This is a genomic window from Pseudarthrobacter sp. SSS035 (genome assembly GCF_023273875.1).
Classification (GTDB): domain Bacteria; phylum Actinomycetota; class Actinomycetes; order Actinomycetales; family Micrococcaceae; genus Arthrobacter.
Genome location: NZ_CP096882.1, coordinates 4,941,028 through 4,958,275 on the forward strand (window position 1 = coordinate 4,941,028; position 17,248 = coordinate 4,958,275).

General features: G+C 63.1%; 13 protein-coding genes and 2 pseudogenes. 8 read left to right on the forward strand and 7 right to left on the reverse strand.

The window, feature by feature from the left end; genetic code table 11:
• Window positions 1-123: 123 nt before the first annotated feature.
• Complete coding sequence (locus MUN23_RS23005) at window positions 124-1,683, forward strand: IS1182 family transposase (protein ID WP_248761386.1); 1,560 nt, start codon at window positions 124-126, stop codon at window positions 1,681-1,683.
• Between the two features lie 184 nt (window positions 1,684-1,867).
• Here MUN23_RS23005 and MUN23_RS23010 read toward each other — a convergent pair whose 3' ends face one another.
• From MUN23_RS23010 to MUN23_RS23035, 6 genes are all read right to left on the reverse strand, one after another.
• On the reverse strand, window positions 1,868-2,368 hold the full coding sequence (locus MUN23_RS23010; protein ID WP_248761388.1) for a heme-binding protein: 501 nt from the start codon (window positions 2,366-2,368) through the stop codon (window positions 1,868-1,870).
• Window positions 2,365-3,489 carry an ABC transporter permease gene (locus MUN23_RS23015; RefSeq protein WP_248761389.1) on the reverse strand — a complete coding sequence of 375 codons (1,125 nt, stop codon included), beginning with the start codon at window positions 3,487-3,489 and terminating at the stop codon, window positions 2,365-2,367. The genes MUN23_RS23010 and MUN23_RS23015 overlap by 4 nt, the downstream gene beginning before the upstream one ends.
• Entirely contained in the window at window positions 3,486-4,916 is a 1,431-nt protein-coding gene (locus tag MUN23_RS23020; protein ID WP_248761392.1) for a sugar ABC transporter ATP-binding protein, read from the reverse strand. The genes MUN23_RS23015 and MUN23_RS23020 overlap by 4 nt, the downstream gene beginning before the upstream one ends.
• A 159-nt stretch (window positions 4,917-5,075) precedes the next feature.
• The gene (locus MUN23_RS23025) at window positions 5,076-6,737 is read right to left on the reverse strand and encodes a GMC family oxidoreductase (protein ID WP_248761394.1); all 1,662 of its coding nucleotides are present in this window, start codon (window positions 6,735-6,737) and stop codon (window positions 5,076-5,078) included.
• Window positions 6,734-7,312: a gluconate 2-dehydrogenase subunit 3 family protein gene (locus tag MUN23_RS23030; protein WP_248761395.1), complete on the reverse strand. Its 579-nt coding sequence runs from the start codon at window positions 7,310-7,312 to the stop codon at window positions 6,734-6,736. The genes MUN23_RS23025 and MUN23_RS23030 overlap by 4 nt, the downstream gene beginning before the upstream one ends.
• Before the next feature lie 153 nt (window positions 7,313-7,465).
• Complete coding sequence (locus MUN23_RS23035) at window positions 7,466-8,572, reverse strand: substrate-binding domain-containing protein (RefSeq protein ID WP_248761396.1); 1,107 nt, start codon at window positions 8,570-8,572, stop codon at window positions 7,466-7,468.
• A 363-nt stretch (window positions 8,573-8,935) separates the two neighbouring features.
• Between MUN23_RS23035 and MUN23_RS23040 the strand changes: the two genes are divergently transcribed.
• From MUN23_RS23040 to MUN23_RS23070, 7 genes and pseudogenes are all read left to right on the forward strand, one after another.
• Window positions 8,936-10,741, forward strand: coding sequence for a sigma-54-dependent Fis family transcriptional regulator (locus tag MUN23_RS23040; RefSeq protein WP_248761397.1), 1,806 nt, complete (start codon window positions 8,936-8,938; stop codon window positions 10,739-10,741).
• A 157-nt stretch (window positions 10,742-10,898) separates the two neighbouring features.
• The gene (locus MUN23_RS23045; RefSeq protein WP_248761398.1) at window positions 10,899-12,128 is read left to right on the forward strand and encodes an iron-containing alcohol dehydrogenase family protein; all 1,230 of its coding nucleotides are present in this window, start codon (window positions 10,899-10,901) and stop codon (window positions 12,126-12,128) included.
• Entirely contained in the window at window positions 12,125-13,588 is a 1,464-nt protein-coding gene (locus MUN23_RS23050) for an aldehyde dehydrogenase (RefSeq protein WP_248761399.1), read from the forward strand. Before MUN23_RS23045 ends, MUN23_RS23050 begins: the two co-directional genes overlap by 4 nt.
• 11 nt (window positions 13,589-13,599) lie before the next feature.
• Complete coding sequence (gene lhgO / locus MUN23_RS23055) at window positions 13,600-14,784, forward strand: L-2-hydroxyglutarate oxidase (protein WP_371875956.1); 1,185 nt, start codon at window positions 13,600-13,602, stop codon at window positions 14,782-14,784.
• Complete coding sequence (locus MUN23_RS23060; RefSeq protein WP_248761400.1) at window positions 14,781-15,275, forward strand: DUF488 family protein; 495 nt, start codon at window positions 14,781-14,783, stop codon at window positions 15,273-15,275. Before lhgO ends, MUN23_RS23060 begins: the two co-directional genes overlap by 4 nt.
• A 196-nt stretch (window positions 15,276-15,471) precedes the next feature.
• Window positions 15,472-16,143, forward strand: a complete 672-nt coding sequence (locus MUN23_RS23065; protein WP_248761402.1) for an SOS response-associated peptidase family protein — start codon at window positions 15,472-15,474, stop codon at window positions 16,141-16,143.
• Between the two features lie 212 nt (window positions 16,144-16,355).
• Window positions 16,356-16,712: pseudogene (locus MUN23_RS23070) on the forward strand (riboflavin kinase); the annotation flags it as partial.
• Here MUN23_RS23070 and MUN23_RS23075 read toward each other — a convergent pair.
• Window positions 16,694-17,165: pseudogene (locus MUN23_RS23075) on the reverse strand (3,4-dihydroxy-2-butanone-4-phosphate synthase); the annotation flags it as partial. The pseudogenes MUN23_RS23070 and MUN23_RS23075 sit on opposite strands and share 19 nt — an antisense overlap.
• Between the last annotated feature and the right edge of the window lie 83 nt (window positions 17,166-17,248).

Here is a 17,248-nt window from a genome sequence, read left to right on the forward strand (position 1 = left end):
GTTGTGTCGGCATCGGTTCTGTCAGTCCGATCAGGCGACGGGCAGGTGCCTAGGAGACTGCTGAATTAGTCGCGGGTAGGCGCGTCGGCTGGATTCATAGCCCTGGTGGTTAAGACTGGTCTTATGCAGGGACGCGAGGGCACGCAACGCGGGTATTTGGATGTGGAGGCGTTGGCCGGTGAGTTGTTGGCTCCGGGCAGCGTCTTTGCTTTTCTGGCCAGGCATCGGGGGCGCCTGTTTCCGGATTCGATGATGGAGGACCTCTTTCCGTCGCGGCGGGGCCGGGCTTCGGTTCCGGCGCCGGTCATCGGCTCGGTGCTGGTGTTGCAGGCACTGCAGGGCCTCTCTGATCGGGAAACCGCCGAGGCTTTGACCTTCGATCTACGCTGGAAGGCCGCGTGTGGATACGGGTTGACTGATACCGCGTTCCACCCGAGCACGCTGACGTACTGGCGACGGCGTCTGGCCGGGTCGGGAAACCCGCACCGGATCATGGAGGCCATCGCCGAGGTCGTGGCGGAAACCGGGATCCTGAAAGGCAAGCGCCGCCGGGCGGTGGATTCAACGGTCCTGGACGACGCTGTCGCGAGACAGGACACGATCACGCAACTGATCGCGGGGATCCGCCGCTTTGGCCGTGATGTCCCTGACGGCCAGAAGCTGGTGAGCACCCGCGCCACGGGGTATGACTACACGCGCACGGGCAAACCGGACATTGACTGGGACGACCAGGATGCCAAGGACGGGCTGGTTTCGGCGCTGGTCACCGACGCCCTGGCGCTGCTGGCCGCGGTCGATCCCGAGACCTTGGACGGCAAAGCGGCCGATGCGTACGCGCTGCTGGCACTCGTCGCCGGGCAGGACGTGGAACCGGCCGAGGACTCGGACGGGACCGACGGACGGTGGCGTATCGCCCGCAAGGTCGCCCCGGACCGGATGATCTCTACCGTGGACCCGGACACCCGGCACGCGCATAAGACCCAGTCCCGCCAGCAAGACGGATTCAAAGCACACATTGTCATCGAGCCCGACACCGGGCTGATCACCGCAGCAGAGCTGACCAAGGCCTCGGGGCCCGAGAACAGCGACGGGACTGTCGGTGCCCGGCTTATCGGCATGGATCCCACAATCGCCGGCACCAGCGTCGACGTCCTGGCCGACTCGGCCTACGGTTCCGGGGAAATGCTTGCCGCTCTCGCCCGCACCGCGCACACCCCAGTGATCAAACCATGGCCGCTGCGCCCAGCCGTCGAAGGCGGATTCACCCTCGATGACTTCACCGTCGATGAGGCCGCCGGGACCGTGACCTGCCCGCACAACATCAGCCGCGCCATCACGGCCAAACGGCGGGTCACGTTCGGTGCCGCCTGCACCGGCTGCCCCTTCAGGGCACGGTGCACCACCTCGGGACAGGGACGCAAGCTCGTCCTCCACGAACACGATCCATTGCAACGCGAACACCGTCGCCGCGCTGCGGATCCAGCCTTCAGGGATGCTTACCGCACGCACCGGCCGATGGTCGAACGGTCCATCGCATGGCTGACCCGCGGCAACCGCCGCGTTCCCCACCGCGGCATCAAACGGAACAACGCCTGGCTGCAACTACGGATCGCAGGACTCAACCTCCGACGGATGCTCGCCCTCGGACTGACAGAGAACGAGGGATCATGGGCGCTGGGATAATCCACCGCCCGGACCCCGCCGATCAACAAAAACCACTGGATGACGCCCCGGATCCGGGGCAGAATGAACGCAAGCGGGCGGAACGACCCCGTTGTCGCACCCAAGGGTGCTGACCAGAACACGCCGCTAGACGGCCACTTGGTGGCGTTCCGCCCGCCCCACTACCGCGTTATTCAGCAGCCTCCTAGCTCGCCGTCCGCGCACGACGGGGAACGGGCGGCACGGAGGATGCGATGGCGGATTCGGACGAATTGTCGGTCCTGGCGCCGGCCTCGGCCACTGACCGATCCTGCTCCACGGTTCCCCCGGAGACCCCAATGGCACCTATCATTTGCCGGCCGCGCAATATCGGAATTCCTCCGCCGATAACGCTGAGGCGTTCCGTCTTGGTCAGGCCAACCGCCAGGACAGGGTTACCTTCCAGTACCTCCGCCCACTCGTGCGTGGGCTTGCCGCCGAAGGCGGCCACAGAGAAAGCCTTGTCCTGGGACAGCTGGATCGAAATCAACGGCGCGTCGCCCGTGCGGGCAAAGGACAACAACCAACCGGACCGGTCGACGACGGCGATGCAGACGGAAATCTGCAAATTCTTGGCGTGTTGCTCCGCCCTCTCCAGTACGGCATGGGCTCCGTCCAGGGTCAGCGTGCGGTGCATTTCTTGGATGGGTTCGTCTGATGGAGTCATGAGATGACGAACAACAGAATGGTGCCCAGCAGCAGGGACGCATACAGCGGTATCCCCTTCCAGACCCTGCGATCCGGCCCGGAGCTGGCCTGGCGCCTGTTCAGGGCGACGACGACGATGACGATAAGTCCGGTGACCATGAGGTTGGTCCAAGGATTGACGTTGAGCAAATTCAGGAGGTTGGAAACCAAGGCAATGATCAGCACGCCCACGTAGGTGCCGACAATCGAGCCTTTACCTCCGGAAAGCAGTGCGCCGCCGACCACGACCGCGGCGATGGCGGAGAGCTCGTAGCCACTGGCAAAGTTGGGGTCTGCGGTATTCAGCTGCGCCATTCCCAGGACACCGGCCAATCCGGCCAGGAGGCCGCTGCAGACGTACACGCCGACCCGGTACAGGCGGACATTGATGCCGTTGCCGAAGGCGGCTTCTTCGTTTCCCCCGATAGCGTAAAGGTTCCGGCCGAAAACCGTTCGGCTCAGGGTCAGTTGGGCGACAACCGCAACCCCCACCATGATGATGATCGGGACCGGGACGGGCCCGACCGTGCCCGTCGACAGGGTGGCAAGGCCTTCAGTGGTTAGGTACAGGGGTTGGGCGTTGGTCAATTGAAAGGCGACGCCGCGGGCAATCGTCAGGGTTGCCAACGTCACGATGAATGGTTGAAGCCCCGCGGTTGTGACTCCCAGCCCATTGATGAGCCCGAAGAACGCCCCGGCCAGAAGGCTCGCGACAACGACTCCGGCCAGGCCAAAACTCTGGAACTGGGCACCGATCACCGCCGACGCCGCAGCGACCGAGGCTACCGACAGGTCGATTCCTCCACCGCCGGAGAGCACGACGAGGGCTTGGCCCACGGCGAGAAGACCCAGCACTGCTGAGAGACGGAGAACGTTGGAGAAATTGGTGGCAGTTAAAAACGCGGGGGAGAGGATGGTGCCCGCCACGATCAGCAGGAGGAGCGCCGGGAGCATGCCTGAGGACCCGAGCAAGCCCTTGGCCACGTTGCGGAAGGGGACCCGACCGGATGATAGGGGTCCAGGAGGCCTGTCCCGGGGACCGGTGGGGGAGACCACAGCGTCGCTGCTGCCCCCCTGGACTGCATTGTTGGTAGTGGTCATGGTGTTTGACTTCCCATCGCAAGTTCGAGGATCGATTCCTCAGTGGCTGTGGCGGATTGGACTTCCCCGACCAGACGTCCGGCCCGCATGACAAGAATCCGGTCACAAATCCCCAGCAGCTCCGGCAGCTCAGAGGAAATGACCAGTACGGCAGCGCCCGCATCGGTGAGAGCACCGATTTGACGGTAAATATCGGCTTTGGCGCCGACATCGATGCCACGGGTTGGTTCGTCCAGGATGTAGATCCGGGGCTTCGCGGCGAGCCAGCGGGCCAGAATGACTTTTTGCTGATTGCCGCCCGAAAGCTGGCTCACGGGCACTGTCACGCTGGAGGCCTTGACGCCAATTTCGTCACTGACCTTCAGCGCGTACGCACGCAGCCGCCGTTGAGAGATGAAGCGGCAGCGGGACAGCTTGCGCAGGAAAGGCAGGACGATGTTGTCCGAGATGGAAAAGTCCAGGACGAGGCCTTGGGCCTTACGTTCCTCAGGGACTAGAGCCAAGCCGGCGTCAATGGCGTCGCGGGGCGACCTGATCGACACCAGTTTCCCGTTGACCTTGATGGTCCCTGCCGAGACCCGGTCTATTCCGAAAATGCCGCGCGCCACTTCGGTTCGTCCGGCGCCCATGAGTCCTGCAAGCCCGACGATCTCGCCTTTGTGCACATCGAAATTGATGTCCGTGAAATCACCGTGTTTCGTCAGGCCTGTCACTGAAAGCGCCACGTCGCGCCCGACCTCATGGTGGGATCTGGTATCGAAGAAGCGTTCGATGGTACGTCCGACCATGGACCGCACCAGTTGCTGCTCGCTGGTGCCTTTGGCCGGTACCCGGTCGACAACTCTTCCATCCCGCAGGATGGTAATGGTGTCGGCGATCCGGGCCAGCTCCGGAAGCCGGTGGCTCACATACAGCAACGCGGCGCCGTCGGCCCTTAGCCTTGACATAACCCCGAAGAGTCTTTCGATTTCCGGGCCGGTTAGCGCCGCGGTCGGCTCGTCGAAAATGAAAAGTTTTCCCTCCATCGCCATTCCACGGGCGATCATGACCATTTGCTGGATGGCCGGTCGATGGGTCCGCAGGGGTGACTTAGGGTCGATGTGGACACCGAGCCTCCCGAGGAGTTCCTCTGCCTGCCGGAGCAGGGATCTCTGGCGTACGAATGGGCCGAGGCTGGGCAACGAACCCAGGAAGATGTTTTCCGCAACGGAGCGGTCGCCGGCGAAGGTGAGTTCCTGCGGCACCATGCTGATTCCGAGACGGCGGGCGTGGGCGGGGGATCGCAGCGGTTGTTCTGCTCCCGCCAGCAGCAGCTTTCCCTCGTCCGGGGGATGAACGCCTGCGATGACTTTTAGCAGCGTTGACTTGCCGGCGCCGTTTTCTCCCAGCAGCGCGTGGCATTGGCCGCCGAACAGATCCAGGTCCACTCCGGTCAGCGCCTGGACGCCTGGGAAATGTTTGGAAACGCCGCGGAGGGAGGCGAACGGTGTCCCTTGCGCGCCCGGGCCTGTGATGGTCGGGGCCCTGGAACCGCTTCCGGCACGCCGGGGTACGGGGACTTCGGTGGTTGATGCGGTGTCCATGGCTTAGCCTGCCAGCTCGATGTGGTTCACCGGGGTGGTGCGCTGGCTGAGGATCTGGGCATGGTTGGCTTTGATGTACTCTGCGCAACGGACCGCGACGGCCTGCAGAGTGCTGGTCGGATTAACCGCGGCGCTGGTCGGCAGCGAGCTCCCGTCGGCGATGAAGAGGTTGGGCACGTCCCAGGTCTGGTTGAATCTGTTGGTCGTGGAGTCCTCTGGGGTGTTGCCCATCCGGCAGGTTCCCATCAGGTGCCAGCCCGGCTGTGGGAAGTCCACACCGCCGCTGCCGCTGGAGGAGGAATCGACAAGGCCTCCGCTGGCCTGGGCGGCCTCCCGGGCACGTTCCCGCCCGAATGCCAGAAGCCGGCGGTCATTCTCGTGCAGCTCGTAGTTCACATGGACGCCCGGCAGCCCGTCGGAGTCGGTGATGGAGGTGTCAAGGGTGACTCTGTTGGTGGCCACCGGCAGGTCTTCTCCCTGAATGTAGACCAGCAGGTGATTGCCGAAGTGCCGGTTGAAGAATTCACGGTGTTTCGAGCCCCAGGGAGCCGTGTTCCCGCTGTTGGCGCCCAGCGCCGCATGTGCGGCCCCTGAGGAGCGGCCGACCTGGATGGAGAATCCGTTGACGAAGCCCCGGTTCGGGTCTGAGTGGTAGAACTCCTGGCTGTAGAGGACCGCCGCTTCCGGTGCTTTGAAACCTTCGGTGGGCTCCTCGAACCAGAAGTCCTCGAACGCCCATGCGTGGTACATCAGGTGCTTGCCGACAAGGCCGTTGCTGTTGGCCAGGCCGTCGGGATGCCCGGCTTGGGCCGACATGAGCAGCAGCCGCGGGGTTCCGACTCCGTTTGCGCACACGACGACCATTTTGGCTTTCACCTGGTGACGCGCGCCCGTGTTGCGGTCGATGTAGATCGCGCCGGTGGCTTTGCCGCCTGCGGTGGTGATCTGCTCGACCCGGGCGCTGGTCCGCAGGTCCACTCCATTGTGCAGGGCCTTGGGCCAGTATGTGATGTCCGGGGTTGCGATGGAGTGCCGGGGGCAGCCGGCGAGGCAGGGCCCGCAGGCGTTGCAGGCCAGCCTGCCCTCCTTGGGCCGGGTCAGGATAGCGTGGTCGGCGGGCCACCAGTGCCAGCCGAGCTTCTCGAAGGCCTTGGACATGCGCAGCCCGACCTTGCCCGGTGCGACGGCGGGTCCCCATCCTTCAGGGCGGCCGGGATTGCCCGGGTCTCCCACCTGACGCGCTACCCCGATCTCGGCGTCGTTGATGGTGTAGTACGGTTCCAAATCCTCATACGAGATTGGCCAGTCGATGGTGCCCTCCAGGCCATGCTCTGTCCCGCGGCGGAAATCTACCGGCTTGAAGCGAGGCCAGGCGCCGGCGTAGATCTGGGCCGAGCCGCCGACGGCGTTGTACATCAGCGGTGGGTTGGCGCCGCTCGACGGATAGTCCTCCGCTCCGCGGCGGACGTTGGGATCATGGCTCCAGGCGCGGCGCTTTTCAAGCTCCCATTCCCGGGACATGTGCGGGCGATCCATCGGATGGATCCAGTCGCCCTGCTCCAGGCAGATCACTTTGATCCCGCCGTCGCTGAGCCGTTTCGAAATCGCCCCGCCTCCCGCGCCGGCGCCGATCACCAGAACATCCGCCTCATCGATCCTGTTCATGGGTGGGAATCCTCCTTGTGGAATGTTGGTTGCGTGGCCAGCGGCACAACATCTTCGGTGCGCAGGTATGTACCCTGGACTTTGGTGAGGGACTCCGGCGCCCATGGCTCCAGTCCCTCCATATAGCCGGCGGGCTGTGGTGTCTGGTGGTAATCACGGCCTGCCGGGAGCTGCTCGTTGAGAGCACGTACCACCATCGGATGTGAGTAGTAGCCGAAGTAGACAAGGTCCCGCAGTACGGTGAAAGCCGCAGGTTCCGATGTCTCGAAGGCAAGAAGTCGCTTTTCTGTGCGTCCGGGATCGGCGTCCAGAAGGTCTTCCCGAAGAGAATCGAGCCGTACGCGGATTTCCTCCGCCGTAAGCATGGGATACCAATTGGATGCCTCGTCGTCGGGGGTGATGTAGCGGGCAACGAAGCGGGTTATCTCCACGTCACTGGGCGCGGGGAAACCATGTCCGGCGGGGATGAGGGCGTCGGCGAACGCGTTGAATACGGCGGTGTGCCGTTCGGAGAACCGGAAGTCCGGGGTTCCGCCCATTGGGGGCTTCAGGCTCAGGTGGAGAGGTGCTGGCATAGCATTGTCCTTTCGTGGGCCGGATGCACGCATGAAGGTAGCTTCGCTGCGGGAGAGTGGAGAGCCGGGGTCGGCAGGACGGTTTCGTCCGGCCGACCCCGGCGGTTATGAACCGGCGGTTTGTACGTTTCGGCGAAAAGCTCGAGTCGTGGCTCAGCCCGGCCATGTCAGTTCGAGCGCTTTAGCAGCCGTCTCCTGAGTGATGACCGGCGGCTGCTCCAGGACCAGTTGCTTTGGAACCTCTTTGCCCGTCAGATGGTAAACTGCGGCACGGAACGCGACATCGGCATGAACGGGCGTCCAGGGCGAGATGGCCGAGAAAGTACCATCCGTGAGTGCCTGTACTGCCACTTTGCCGTCCACTACGGTGAAGTGAGGGATGTCGGTACGCTTGTAGTCGTTGAGTGCCTGTGCGACGCCGAAGCCGATCTCGCTGTACTGCGTGAACCAGCCGTCGATCGGTTTTCCCTCGTGGGACTGGAGGTAGTCCAGAGCCACTTTGTAGCCACTGCCACGGCTGTAGTCCGTAGGGGCACTGTATTCCACCTTGATATCCGGGTATTTCTCCTTCAGGCTCTTCGCCAGCAGGGTCCTCCACAGAATTTGTGGGGAGGAGCCTAGGGCTCCGTCCGTCTCGACAATTGTTCCCTTGCCCCCCAGCTTCTTGCCGATCGCATCGGCCATGTCGGCGGCAGCCTTCTGATTGTCCAGATAGATCCAGGTACTGTACTTGTCGGTGGCCACGAGCCGCTCCATGCCGACCACCACGGCGCCGGAATTGGTCAGCTTTTCGATTTGCGGGGTGAGTGGTGCCACCGAATGCGGCCAGACGAGGTAGGCGTCAGCGCCTTGGGTAGCGCATGACTCCAGGTCAGCGACCTGCTTGAGTGGATCGTTGTTGGTGTTGTATGTCAGCAGTTTGACGTTGGGGTGTCTGGCCGCCTCAATCATCACGCTTTCCTGCTGGCCCACTGCCCATGTGGACCCGGTCAGGGCCTGGGAGAAGCAGAAGGTGTAGGTCTTGTTCGGATCTCCGATCGGGCCATCCGGCAGCGGCAGGACGTTTGTATAGGGTAGAGAAACATCGACTCCGGTGACAGGCCCCTTGACGGCCGCGGCATATTTCGGGCCGAATCCAGGAGCGTCCGACGGCGGCAACAATTTGCTAACCTCTGACGAAAGCTGTGCTTTGCCTTCAGCATCGCCGGCGGGTGCGGCCCGAAGCGCGGACCCTTGGCCGCATGCTGTGACAAGGGTCAAGACCCCGACACAGGCCATGGCGAGTACTCCGGTTCGGGGACGTCTTTGTCTTCCCATCTATTCCTCCAAGTGATTTCGATCACGTTCGTGTGACAATGAAGAATCTAGGTTCTGCCCGGGAATGATTACTGTCGCGTTGTGCGACGTCTGTGTCCCAATTCGACACGTACGGGACGGCGCGGTGCACGCAAGAGCGGGACGGCCCGTCGTTGCGAGGACCCGGCAGGTGTCTCAAAGTGCGACACCCTGAGACCATTTCCTCAGGCACGATTAGGAAATGCACATCCGGGGGTGCGCGTCGATGTCGCACCCGCGGGATCTGACGCGATCCCGCGAACCACAAAGACGTGGAGGAGTAAAGAAATGTCTCTGTCAACGCCGTCGTCCGAGCTCGTGCGGCTTCGAGATACCCTGCTCAATACGGGCCGCTGGCCCGAACAGCACATGCTTCGGAGCGATATAGCAAACTCCTGGCGCCGCTGCATCATGAACGGTATCGACCCTGGGCAGCGTCGGATCTCACCGGTAGAGGTGGTCAACGCTGATGCGATCATCACCAGAGCATCCCGAACGGTCATGAAACAACGCTCAGAGCTCCTCCGGGACACCCCGGTGGGTTTGTTGGTCGCCGACCGCAACGCCACCGTTGTTAGCCACTGGTTCGGCCAGGACCGGCTGGCCGGGGTACTGCGGGACTCCGGAAGCGAGGAAGGAAACGTCCTCGAAGAATCAGTGGCGGGCACCAATGGCGTGGGCACTGCCCTGGAAGAGCAGAAAATCGTCCAGATCGCAGGGGCTGAGCACTTCACCGATGCATTCAGAGACTTCTCGTGTGTGGGAGTACCGCTCCGCCATCCCATCACCCGGCGCGTCCTCGGTGTGCTCAATATGACGTGCCGGCTGGAGGATGCGAATCCTCTTCTGCTGCCCTTCGCCCTAGAGACCGCCCACGAAATTGAACGGCAGCTCTACCTCGGAAGTTCGAAGAACGAGCGTTTGTTACTTGAGCAGTTCCTGTCAATGCAGCGACGCAACGACCGTCCCCTTGTGGCCCTGAATGACCATCTTGTGATCACCAATCCCGCGGCTGCACGCATTCTGGCCGATGTGGAACAAGGCATGCTGTGGGAGCTGGCCGCCAAGACCGTTCAGACCCGGACAACGAATGTTGAGCGCCTGACCTTACCCAATGGGGACGAGCTGCCACTTCGCTTCTCCGCGGCCGAGGAGGGCGGGACGGTTGTTGGGGCGGTGGTGGAGGTCATGCCGAGTATGAAGAACGCCGTCCCGCGTACGTTGGCGCGGCCGCGGACGGCGGAGCAGCCGCTCAGGGGTCTGGCGGGGCGCAGCGCAGCCTGGCGCCAAGTGGAAGAATCCGCGCTCAGATTGCGCGACAGTACCTTGCCGATGCTGGTCAGGGGCGGTCCCGGAACGGGCAAAATGGCCTTGATCTCCGCCATGTTCGCGGAACAAAAAGCAGCCGGAAACCTCGTCATCCTTGATGGCCGGCTGCAGGCCATCGATGGAGTGTCCGCCTGGGTCCAGTCGGTCCGCGACGCGTTCACGACCCCCGATACCGTGGTCGTATTGAACCATCTTGAGACCCTCAAACCCCGCGCGGCGCAGGGCATTTCGGCGTTGATCGATGCCCAAGGCAGCCGCGGGGGCCGGATCGTCGGCGTCGTCTCGGATGAACCGGACGTCGAAAAGGGAGTGGCCCGGCTGGTCGAGCGGCTCTCCGTGTCGACCCTTTACCTGCCCCCGCTGCGGGATCGCCTTGAGGACCTGCCCGAACTGCTCACGAATTTGTCGAATCGGCACGTCCTGAACGGGTCACATGCGCGCTGGACCGATGAAGCGGTGCAGATCCTGAGCCGGCTGACCTGGGCGGGCAACATCCGGGAACTGGACAACCTGGTCCGGCTCGTAGTCGCCAACCGGCACGGCGGGGGAATCAAGGCAGAACACTTGCCGGAGGAAATCCGGCGGCAAGCATCCCGGCGGCAGCTGACTCTGCTCGAACGGCTCGAGTTCGATGCCATCATTGCGGCGGACGAGCGGGCGAAGGGCAACAAAACCGAGGCTGCCGCAATATTGGGTATATCGCGGGCAACGCTGTACCGGAAGATCCGGACGTATGGCATCAACATGGGCACCTCAGCTTTCTAGGGTTTTCTCGCGAACAGACCTGACACGCCAAAGTCGCAATTTGTGACAGTTCCTGCCCCCGGGTTCCAACAGACTGGACACATCCCATGAGGATGCGGCCCGAACGCCACCGCCGGCAGTGCGGGCCGGACTTATTCAACAGCACAGGAGCCAACAAATGACGACGTCCGATTTGCTCGCTGGTGTCCCTCGGGATTTCCTCGCACCACGCCAGGTTTTGGTGGGCGACGGCGCTGTCGCCGGAACCGGTAGCGCACTGGCTGGCTGGTCCGTGCCGACGGGCGCCGTCGGTGTGATCGCCGACGTCACCGTCGCCGAGAACGGCATCGCCGAAACCCTCCTGCAAAGTCTCGAAACCGCGGGCTACGCACCGCAACTCTTCGCCCTCGCGGCCGGTGAACCCACCGTAACCGCGGCGCAGCAGGCCCTGGACTTTCTTCGGGCCGCCGACACTGTGGCGGTAGTGGGTATCGGCGGCGGCAGCGCCATGGACGTAGCCAAGATCGCCGCTCTCGCGGCGGCCGGGGACAAGTCGATTAGGGACCTCCTCGGCATCAATCCGGAGGCGGCGCCGGGGCTGCCCTTGGTCCTGGTTCCCACAACCACCGGCACGGGTGCCGAAGTGACGCGCATCTCGATGCTGGCCGACGACCGGGGACGAAAGGTGATCTGCAGCCACCCGCTGCTTGTTCCGCTAGTAACAGTCCTGGATCCCTATCTAGTGGTTGGACTGCCGCCGGCTGTCACAGCCGCGACCGGAATGGATGCGATGGCGCACGCGGTCGAGGCGTTCCTGTCACGGAACCGCAGCCCGTTATCAGCACAGGCCAGCCTGTTGGCCATCCGCCTGTTGCGGGAGTGGTTGCCGCGCGCAGTTCAAAACGGCCACGACATGGACGCCCGCCGCGCTACGCTCTACGGAGCTCATCAGGCGGGCCTCGCGCTCAACGCAGGGGTCGTGCTTGGGCATTCGCTGGCCTATACAATCGCCAACCGGAAGCATCTTCCGCATGGGGTCACTTGCGCCATTGCCCTTCCGTACTGCCTGGCGTACAACGCCGGCAGCGAGCTCTCCGGGGCCACGGAGCTGGCACTGACAATCACCCAGGGACGCTCCGAGGACTTGGACGACGCAGCCGCCGAGCTCCGGCAGCTTGCCGAGGACCTGGGGTTGCCGACCAGCCTCGCCGAAATCGGCATCGGGGCCGGTGAAGCTCAAGGGATGGCCAGGGAATGCGTGGAGCTTTACCCGCGCCCGTCCAATCCGCGGCCTTTCACCTTGGACGCACTGACCGACCTGGTGACCGCCATGGCGACGGGGAAGCTTCCCGGCGCCGAAGTCACACAGACAGTTGGATCAAACGACCGCGGAAGGGTTAGCGCATGAGCGTCAGCATTGAACATCTCATCCAAGGCACATGGTCCTCGGGCGGTGACGCCGGGGAAGTGGAAGATCTCAACCCGGCCGACGAAGCGGATGTGATCGGCACCATCGGGCTGGTCGGGGGTGGAACCGCCCGCAGTGCCGTCGATGCGGCGGCCGCCGCCTTCCCCGCGTGGCGCCGGACTCCGCTGGTGGAACGCGGTGCTGTCCTCGCACGGGCAGCTGACCTGCTGCGGGACCGCACCGAAGTCATTGCCGCGGACATTACCCGGGAGAACGGCAAGACCATCGCTGAGGCACGCATCGAGGTGACGAAGAGTGCGGACTTCCTCGATTTCTACTCGGGTGTCGGACGGCTCACGTACGGTGATCTGCTCGACGACGTCCGGCCCGGTACAGTCGTGACGGCGAGGCGCGAACCCATCGGCGTGATCGTCGCGATCGCGCCATGGAACGATCCGATGTTGACTCCGGCGCGCAAGCTGGCACCCGCGCTGGTCTCCGGAAACACTATCGTCGCCAAGCCCTCCATTCAGACACCCCTGGCACTACAGCACCTTGCCCGCGCGCTGCAGGATGCCGGCCTGCCAGCCGGCGTGCTTAATACACTGCACGCTCCGAACAGCGTAATTACTTCCGAAGTTCTGGCAGACCCGCGGATCGCCGGAGTGACCGTGACGGGTTCAACCGCAACCGGCTTTGCCCTGGAGAAGCTGTTAGCGGGCCGCAGCGTGCGTTTCCAGGCTGAGATGGGCGGCAAGAACCCGGCTGTCGTGCTGCCGGACGCTGATCTGGATCTTGCGGCGAGGACCATCGCCGGAGCTGCCTTTGCACAGGCCGGGCAGCGTTGTACCGCCACCAGCCGGGTACTGGTTCACCGGCAGATCAGGGACGAGTTTCTGGACCGGCTGGTAGAGGCCGCCCGGGCGCATCGTCCGGGGCCTGGAGCTTCGCCGGAGTCCACCATGGGGCCCCTCATCAGCCGTACTCACCAGAGGACCGTGCTCGAGCACATCGTCCGTGCTCAGTCCGAGGGGGCCAAAGTGCTTATCGGAGGAGAGGCACCGACCGAAAACGGCGCCGGCGCCGGCTGTTTCGTCACCCCTGCGGTGGTCGCGGAAGTGACACCGGAGATGTCGCTATGGAGTGACGAAGTCTTTGGTCCCGTGCTGGCCATCAGCACAGTTGACGATCTGGGCGGAGCCATCGCGGCGGCCAACGACACCGCCTACGGTTTGGCCGCGGCCATCTTCACGAGTTCGTTGTCCGCCGCCCACCGCTTCGTCGACGAGGTGGATGCCGGCCAGGTATCGGTAAACCTGCCGACGTCGGGCTGGGACGTACACCACCCCTTCGGAGGATTCAAGGATTCCGGGTCGGCGTTCAAGGAGCAGGGCCTGGACGGGCTACGGTTCTACACACGGACCAAGACAGCGGCCGTGGGACATGGGGGCCCCTGGTGAGCGTACTCGTCGTGGGCGCCGGCATTGTTGGACTGGCAGTAGCCAGGCAGCTTCTAATAGACCGGCCCGGGGAGGAAGTTACCGTGGTGGACAAGGAGTCCGCCGTGGCCGTTCACCAGACCGGGCACAACAGCGGCGTGATCCACGCCGGTATCTACTACACCCCGGGATCTTTGAAAGCGGAGCTGTGCCGCCGGGGCCGGGACCTGCTCACTGATTTCTGCATTGAGCACAAGGTCCCGATTTCAGCGGTCGGCAAGCTCGTGGTCGCGCTGAATCCCGACGATCAACGACGGTTGGCCGAAATTCATCGCCGGGCACAGGCCAACGGCGTGAACGAAGCGGTGATGATGGACGGGCCGGGCCTTCGAGAGATAGAACCTCATGTGGCCGGTATCGCCGCTCTCCATTCTCCGGCCACTTCCATTGTTGACTTCGCTCAGGTCTCGCGGGCACTGGCGGCTGACATCACCGCACGGGGTGGAACCATACGGCTCGGCTCGGAGGTCACCGGTTTTCGGCAGGACAGCGAAGGCGTGGTGGCGGAAACCTCGACCGGAGACCTCCGGGCCACGACCAGCATCGTCTGCGGAGGTCTGCAGTCAGCGCGGCTGGCCGAGATGGTCGGCGCCGATTCTGATCCCCGGATTGTCCCTTTCCGCGGCGAGTACTACCAGCTCTCCGAGGCAGCGGCGTCGAAGGTTCGGGGTCTGGTTTACCCGGTGCCCGATCCGCGCTACCCGTTTCTCGGAATCCATCTCACCCGCCGAATCGGCGGAACAGTGGATATCGGACCGAATGCCGTGCTGGCCCTCGCTCTTCAAGGGTACCGACGGCGCGACATCTCCGGACGCGACCTGAAATCCATACTCGGCTGGCCCGGTTTCTGGGCCATGGCCCGCCAAAACTGGAAAATGGGCGCCGCCGAGATAACCGGGTCACTGAGCAAGCATTACTTTGCGTCCCAAGCCCGGCGCTACCTCCCGGACCTCTCGGCGTCAGACCTGCACCCGTGGCCCTCGGGAGTACGCGCACAGGCCATCCGAAGAAACGGGGAACTCGTGGATGATTTCTGGATCACCCATGAACAGAGAATCACAATTGTCCGTAACGCCCCATCACCTGCGGCGACATCCGCTCTTGCAATAGCCGAGCACATCTGTGCCGAGGTCTTCCGGCAAGGCAATAACCGATGAATGAGGACGAGCGTGAGGCAAATGAGAGCGAAGAGAAAGGTAGACCCTTCCCCCCACGGTCGCCGGGGGTTGTCTCTTGCGGCTACCAGTCGCGAACCGCGGAAGAGTTGATCGTTGCTCTGCTTGCCCGCCATGTGGAGGTGGTGGCGGACGTTCGGCTCACCCCGATGAGTCGAATTACGGGATTAGCCAAAAGGGCACTCACGCGCCGACTCTCCGCCGCAGGCATTGAATACCGGCACTATCCGGCGCTCGGGAACCCCAAAGAGAACCGTGCTGGCTTCGCCCGAGGGGACCCCGCGGCCGCCGAACGCTATCGCAAAAATCTCGGCGAGGCGCTGCCACAGCAGGCCATAGCCGAGCTTGCATCAACTGCCACCGCCTCCGTCGTGGCCGTCATGTGCTTCGAGCTTCGGGAAGAGCACTGCCACCGCAGGATCCTTCTCACGGAATTAGCGGCACGCGGTGCCGCCGTTCATCCGCCGATCTGACGCGATCCGGTTATCACCGTGACAGAAAGGCCCGTACCAATCCGGAGTCCCAACATCGCCTGGGTCCGATCATCGGCGAAGGACACTGGGCTGCATGAGGGTACTAATGCCGAGGAGCTTTTCTCCCGGCTTGCCTTGGCGCGCTCGATCATATGTTCCGGATTTGTAACTGAATGTGCAGTGGAAAGGAAAGCGGATGTGCAGTAAGTACATTTTTCCTGTCAGCGTTGACCCGCGGGCTGCCGCCTATGGCTTTGAACATGGAGACAAGGTAAGCGGACGACGAAGAACACTTGTCGAAGCGATGCCGGGGAGCCAGGTTCCCATTCTCTTTGAAACGGAAGATTTGGGCACGGTTGCAAGGCGGACGGAGTTAGCGCATTGGGGACTCGTTCGTCCCCGGTCCAAGCGTTTCATTCCAAAGTCCCAACCCATCACTGTACGGGCGGAAACGGTGGCGACGAGTGAATTCACTCGCGAGACCTTTGCTTTGCGTCGCTGCATCCTCCCGGCGAACGGCCATTTCGAATGGAGACCTTCGGAGATCGGCAACGAGCAGTATTTCATTCAGATTCCGGGAACGGGTGCCGCCCTGGCAGGTATATACGAAATGTGGCGCCCGCTGAACTCCTCCGGCTATCCGCGCGGCCGATGGCGCGCATCAGTAGCCGTACTGACCAGGGAACAAAATGATGCCCTGGGCGAAAAATCGTGGCGGGCTCCCATCCCTTTGGCTCCTCGATTCCATAACGCGTGGCTCAGCTCCGAAAAGACCAAAGCCGATGGCGCCCTCGAACTCCTTGAGGATGCCCGGGAGTTCAATGCTCACAACATGGTGGTGCACCGTTCGATACTTGTCAGCCGTTGAGCCGCCGTCTCAGGCGCCGGCGCCTTTCGATATCACCGTCACCCTAGCAGGTTCCACTGGAAGAGTCCGCGAAGCAACGAACGGAGAACTCCTGGATACAAATATCCGTCCCGCAACTGTCAATCCCTGCCAACCCCGTCCGATCCGGGAGGTTGGCTGGCGTGGGAGGAAGAACAGGTAGAGCTCGCCCGGGAACCATCGATCAAAGCCTCTTACGGGGCAAAATAGTACATGGCGCGGCCCGGGGTCGTACCCTGGGATTCCCGACGGCAAACCTCTCAGACACCACAGGACAGGTTCCTGCCGACGGTATTTACGCTGGCTGGTTGACGGACGAAGCCGGAGTGCGCTGGCCTGCAACTATTTCCACCGGTTCCAACCCGACCTTTAACGGGCTAACGCGTCAGATCGAAGCCCACGTGATCGGCCAGCCCCGGGAAGCGGCTGAGTCCTTCGATCTCTACGGCCAAACCGTCGTCCTGGAATTCGTAGCACGGCTCCGCGGAATGATTTCATTTCCCGATTCCCGCGCTCTGATCGAGGAAATGCGCAGCGATGTAGAACGTGCAAGGTCCACGGCGGCCTCAGTGTGGCCCGGACGTTGTCTGATGCCCGTCCACGGCGCGTAGCGGAAACATGTGCCCCCGGCGGCTCAAATCTGACGGCATGCTCCCGGGTGCCGCAAGCACCGCTGCGGTACGGGCACCGTTCCCGGCGCTGATACCCGTACTTCCGCCGACGGTGGCATTGCAAGAAACCATGTAGGCGTTGCACTTGGCGTCCTGATTGAGCTCGACCATGGGCGGCAGAGCCCGCGCATCCACCCGCGCACCGCTCATCGGGACGCACACCACCCCTGAGCTGTAGCGGATGGTCCAGCCCATTAGGGAAGGCGTCGCGAATTGCGCTGCAAAGATGATGTCGCCCTCATTTTCGCGGTTCTCATGGTCGACCACTATCACCGGTCTGCCAGCCGCAATGGCTGCGACAGCGTCTGCCACCTGGTCCAGGGACGTCACCAGGCCACCGTCTTTTAGTTGCTCGTTCCATAGCTTGCCCGTTCTCCGTTCTGGTCATCCGATGGACCGGCCAACGAAACTCGTTT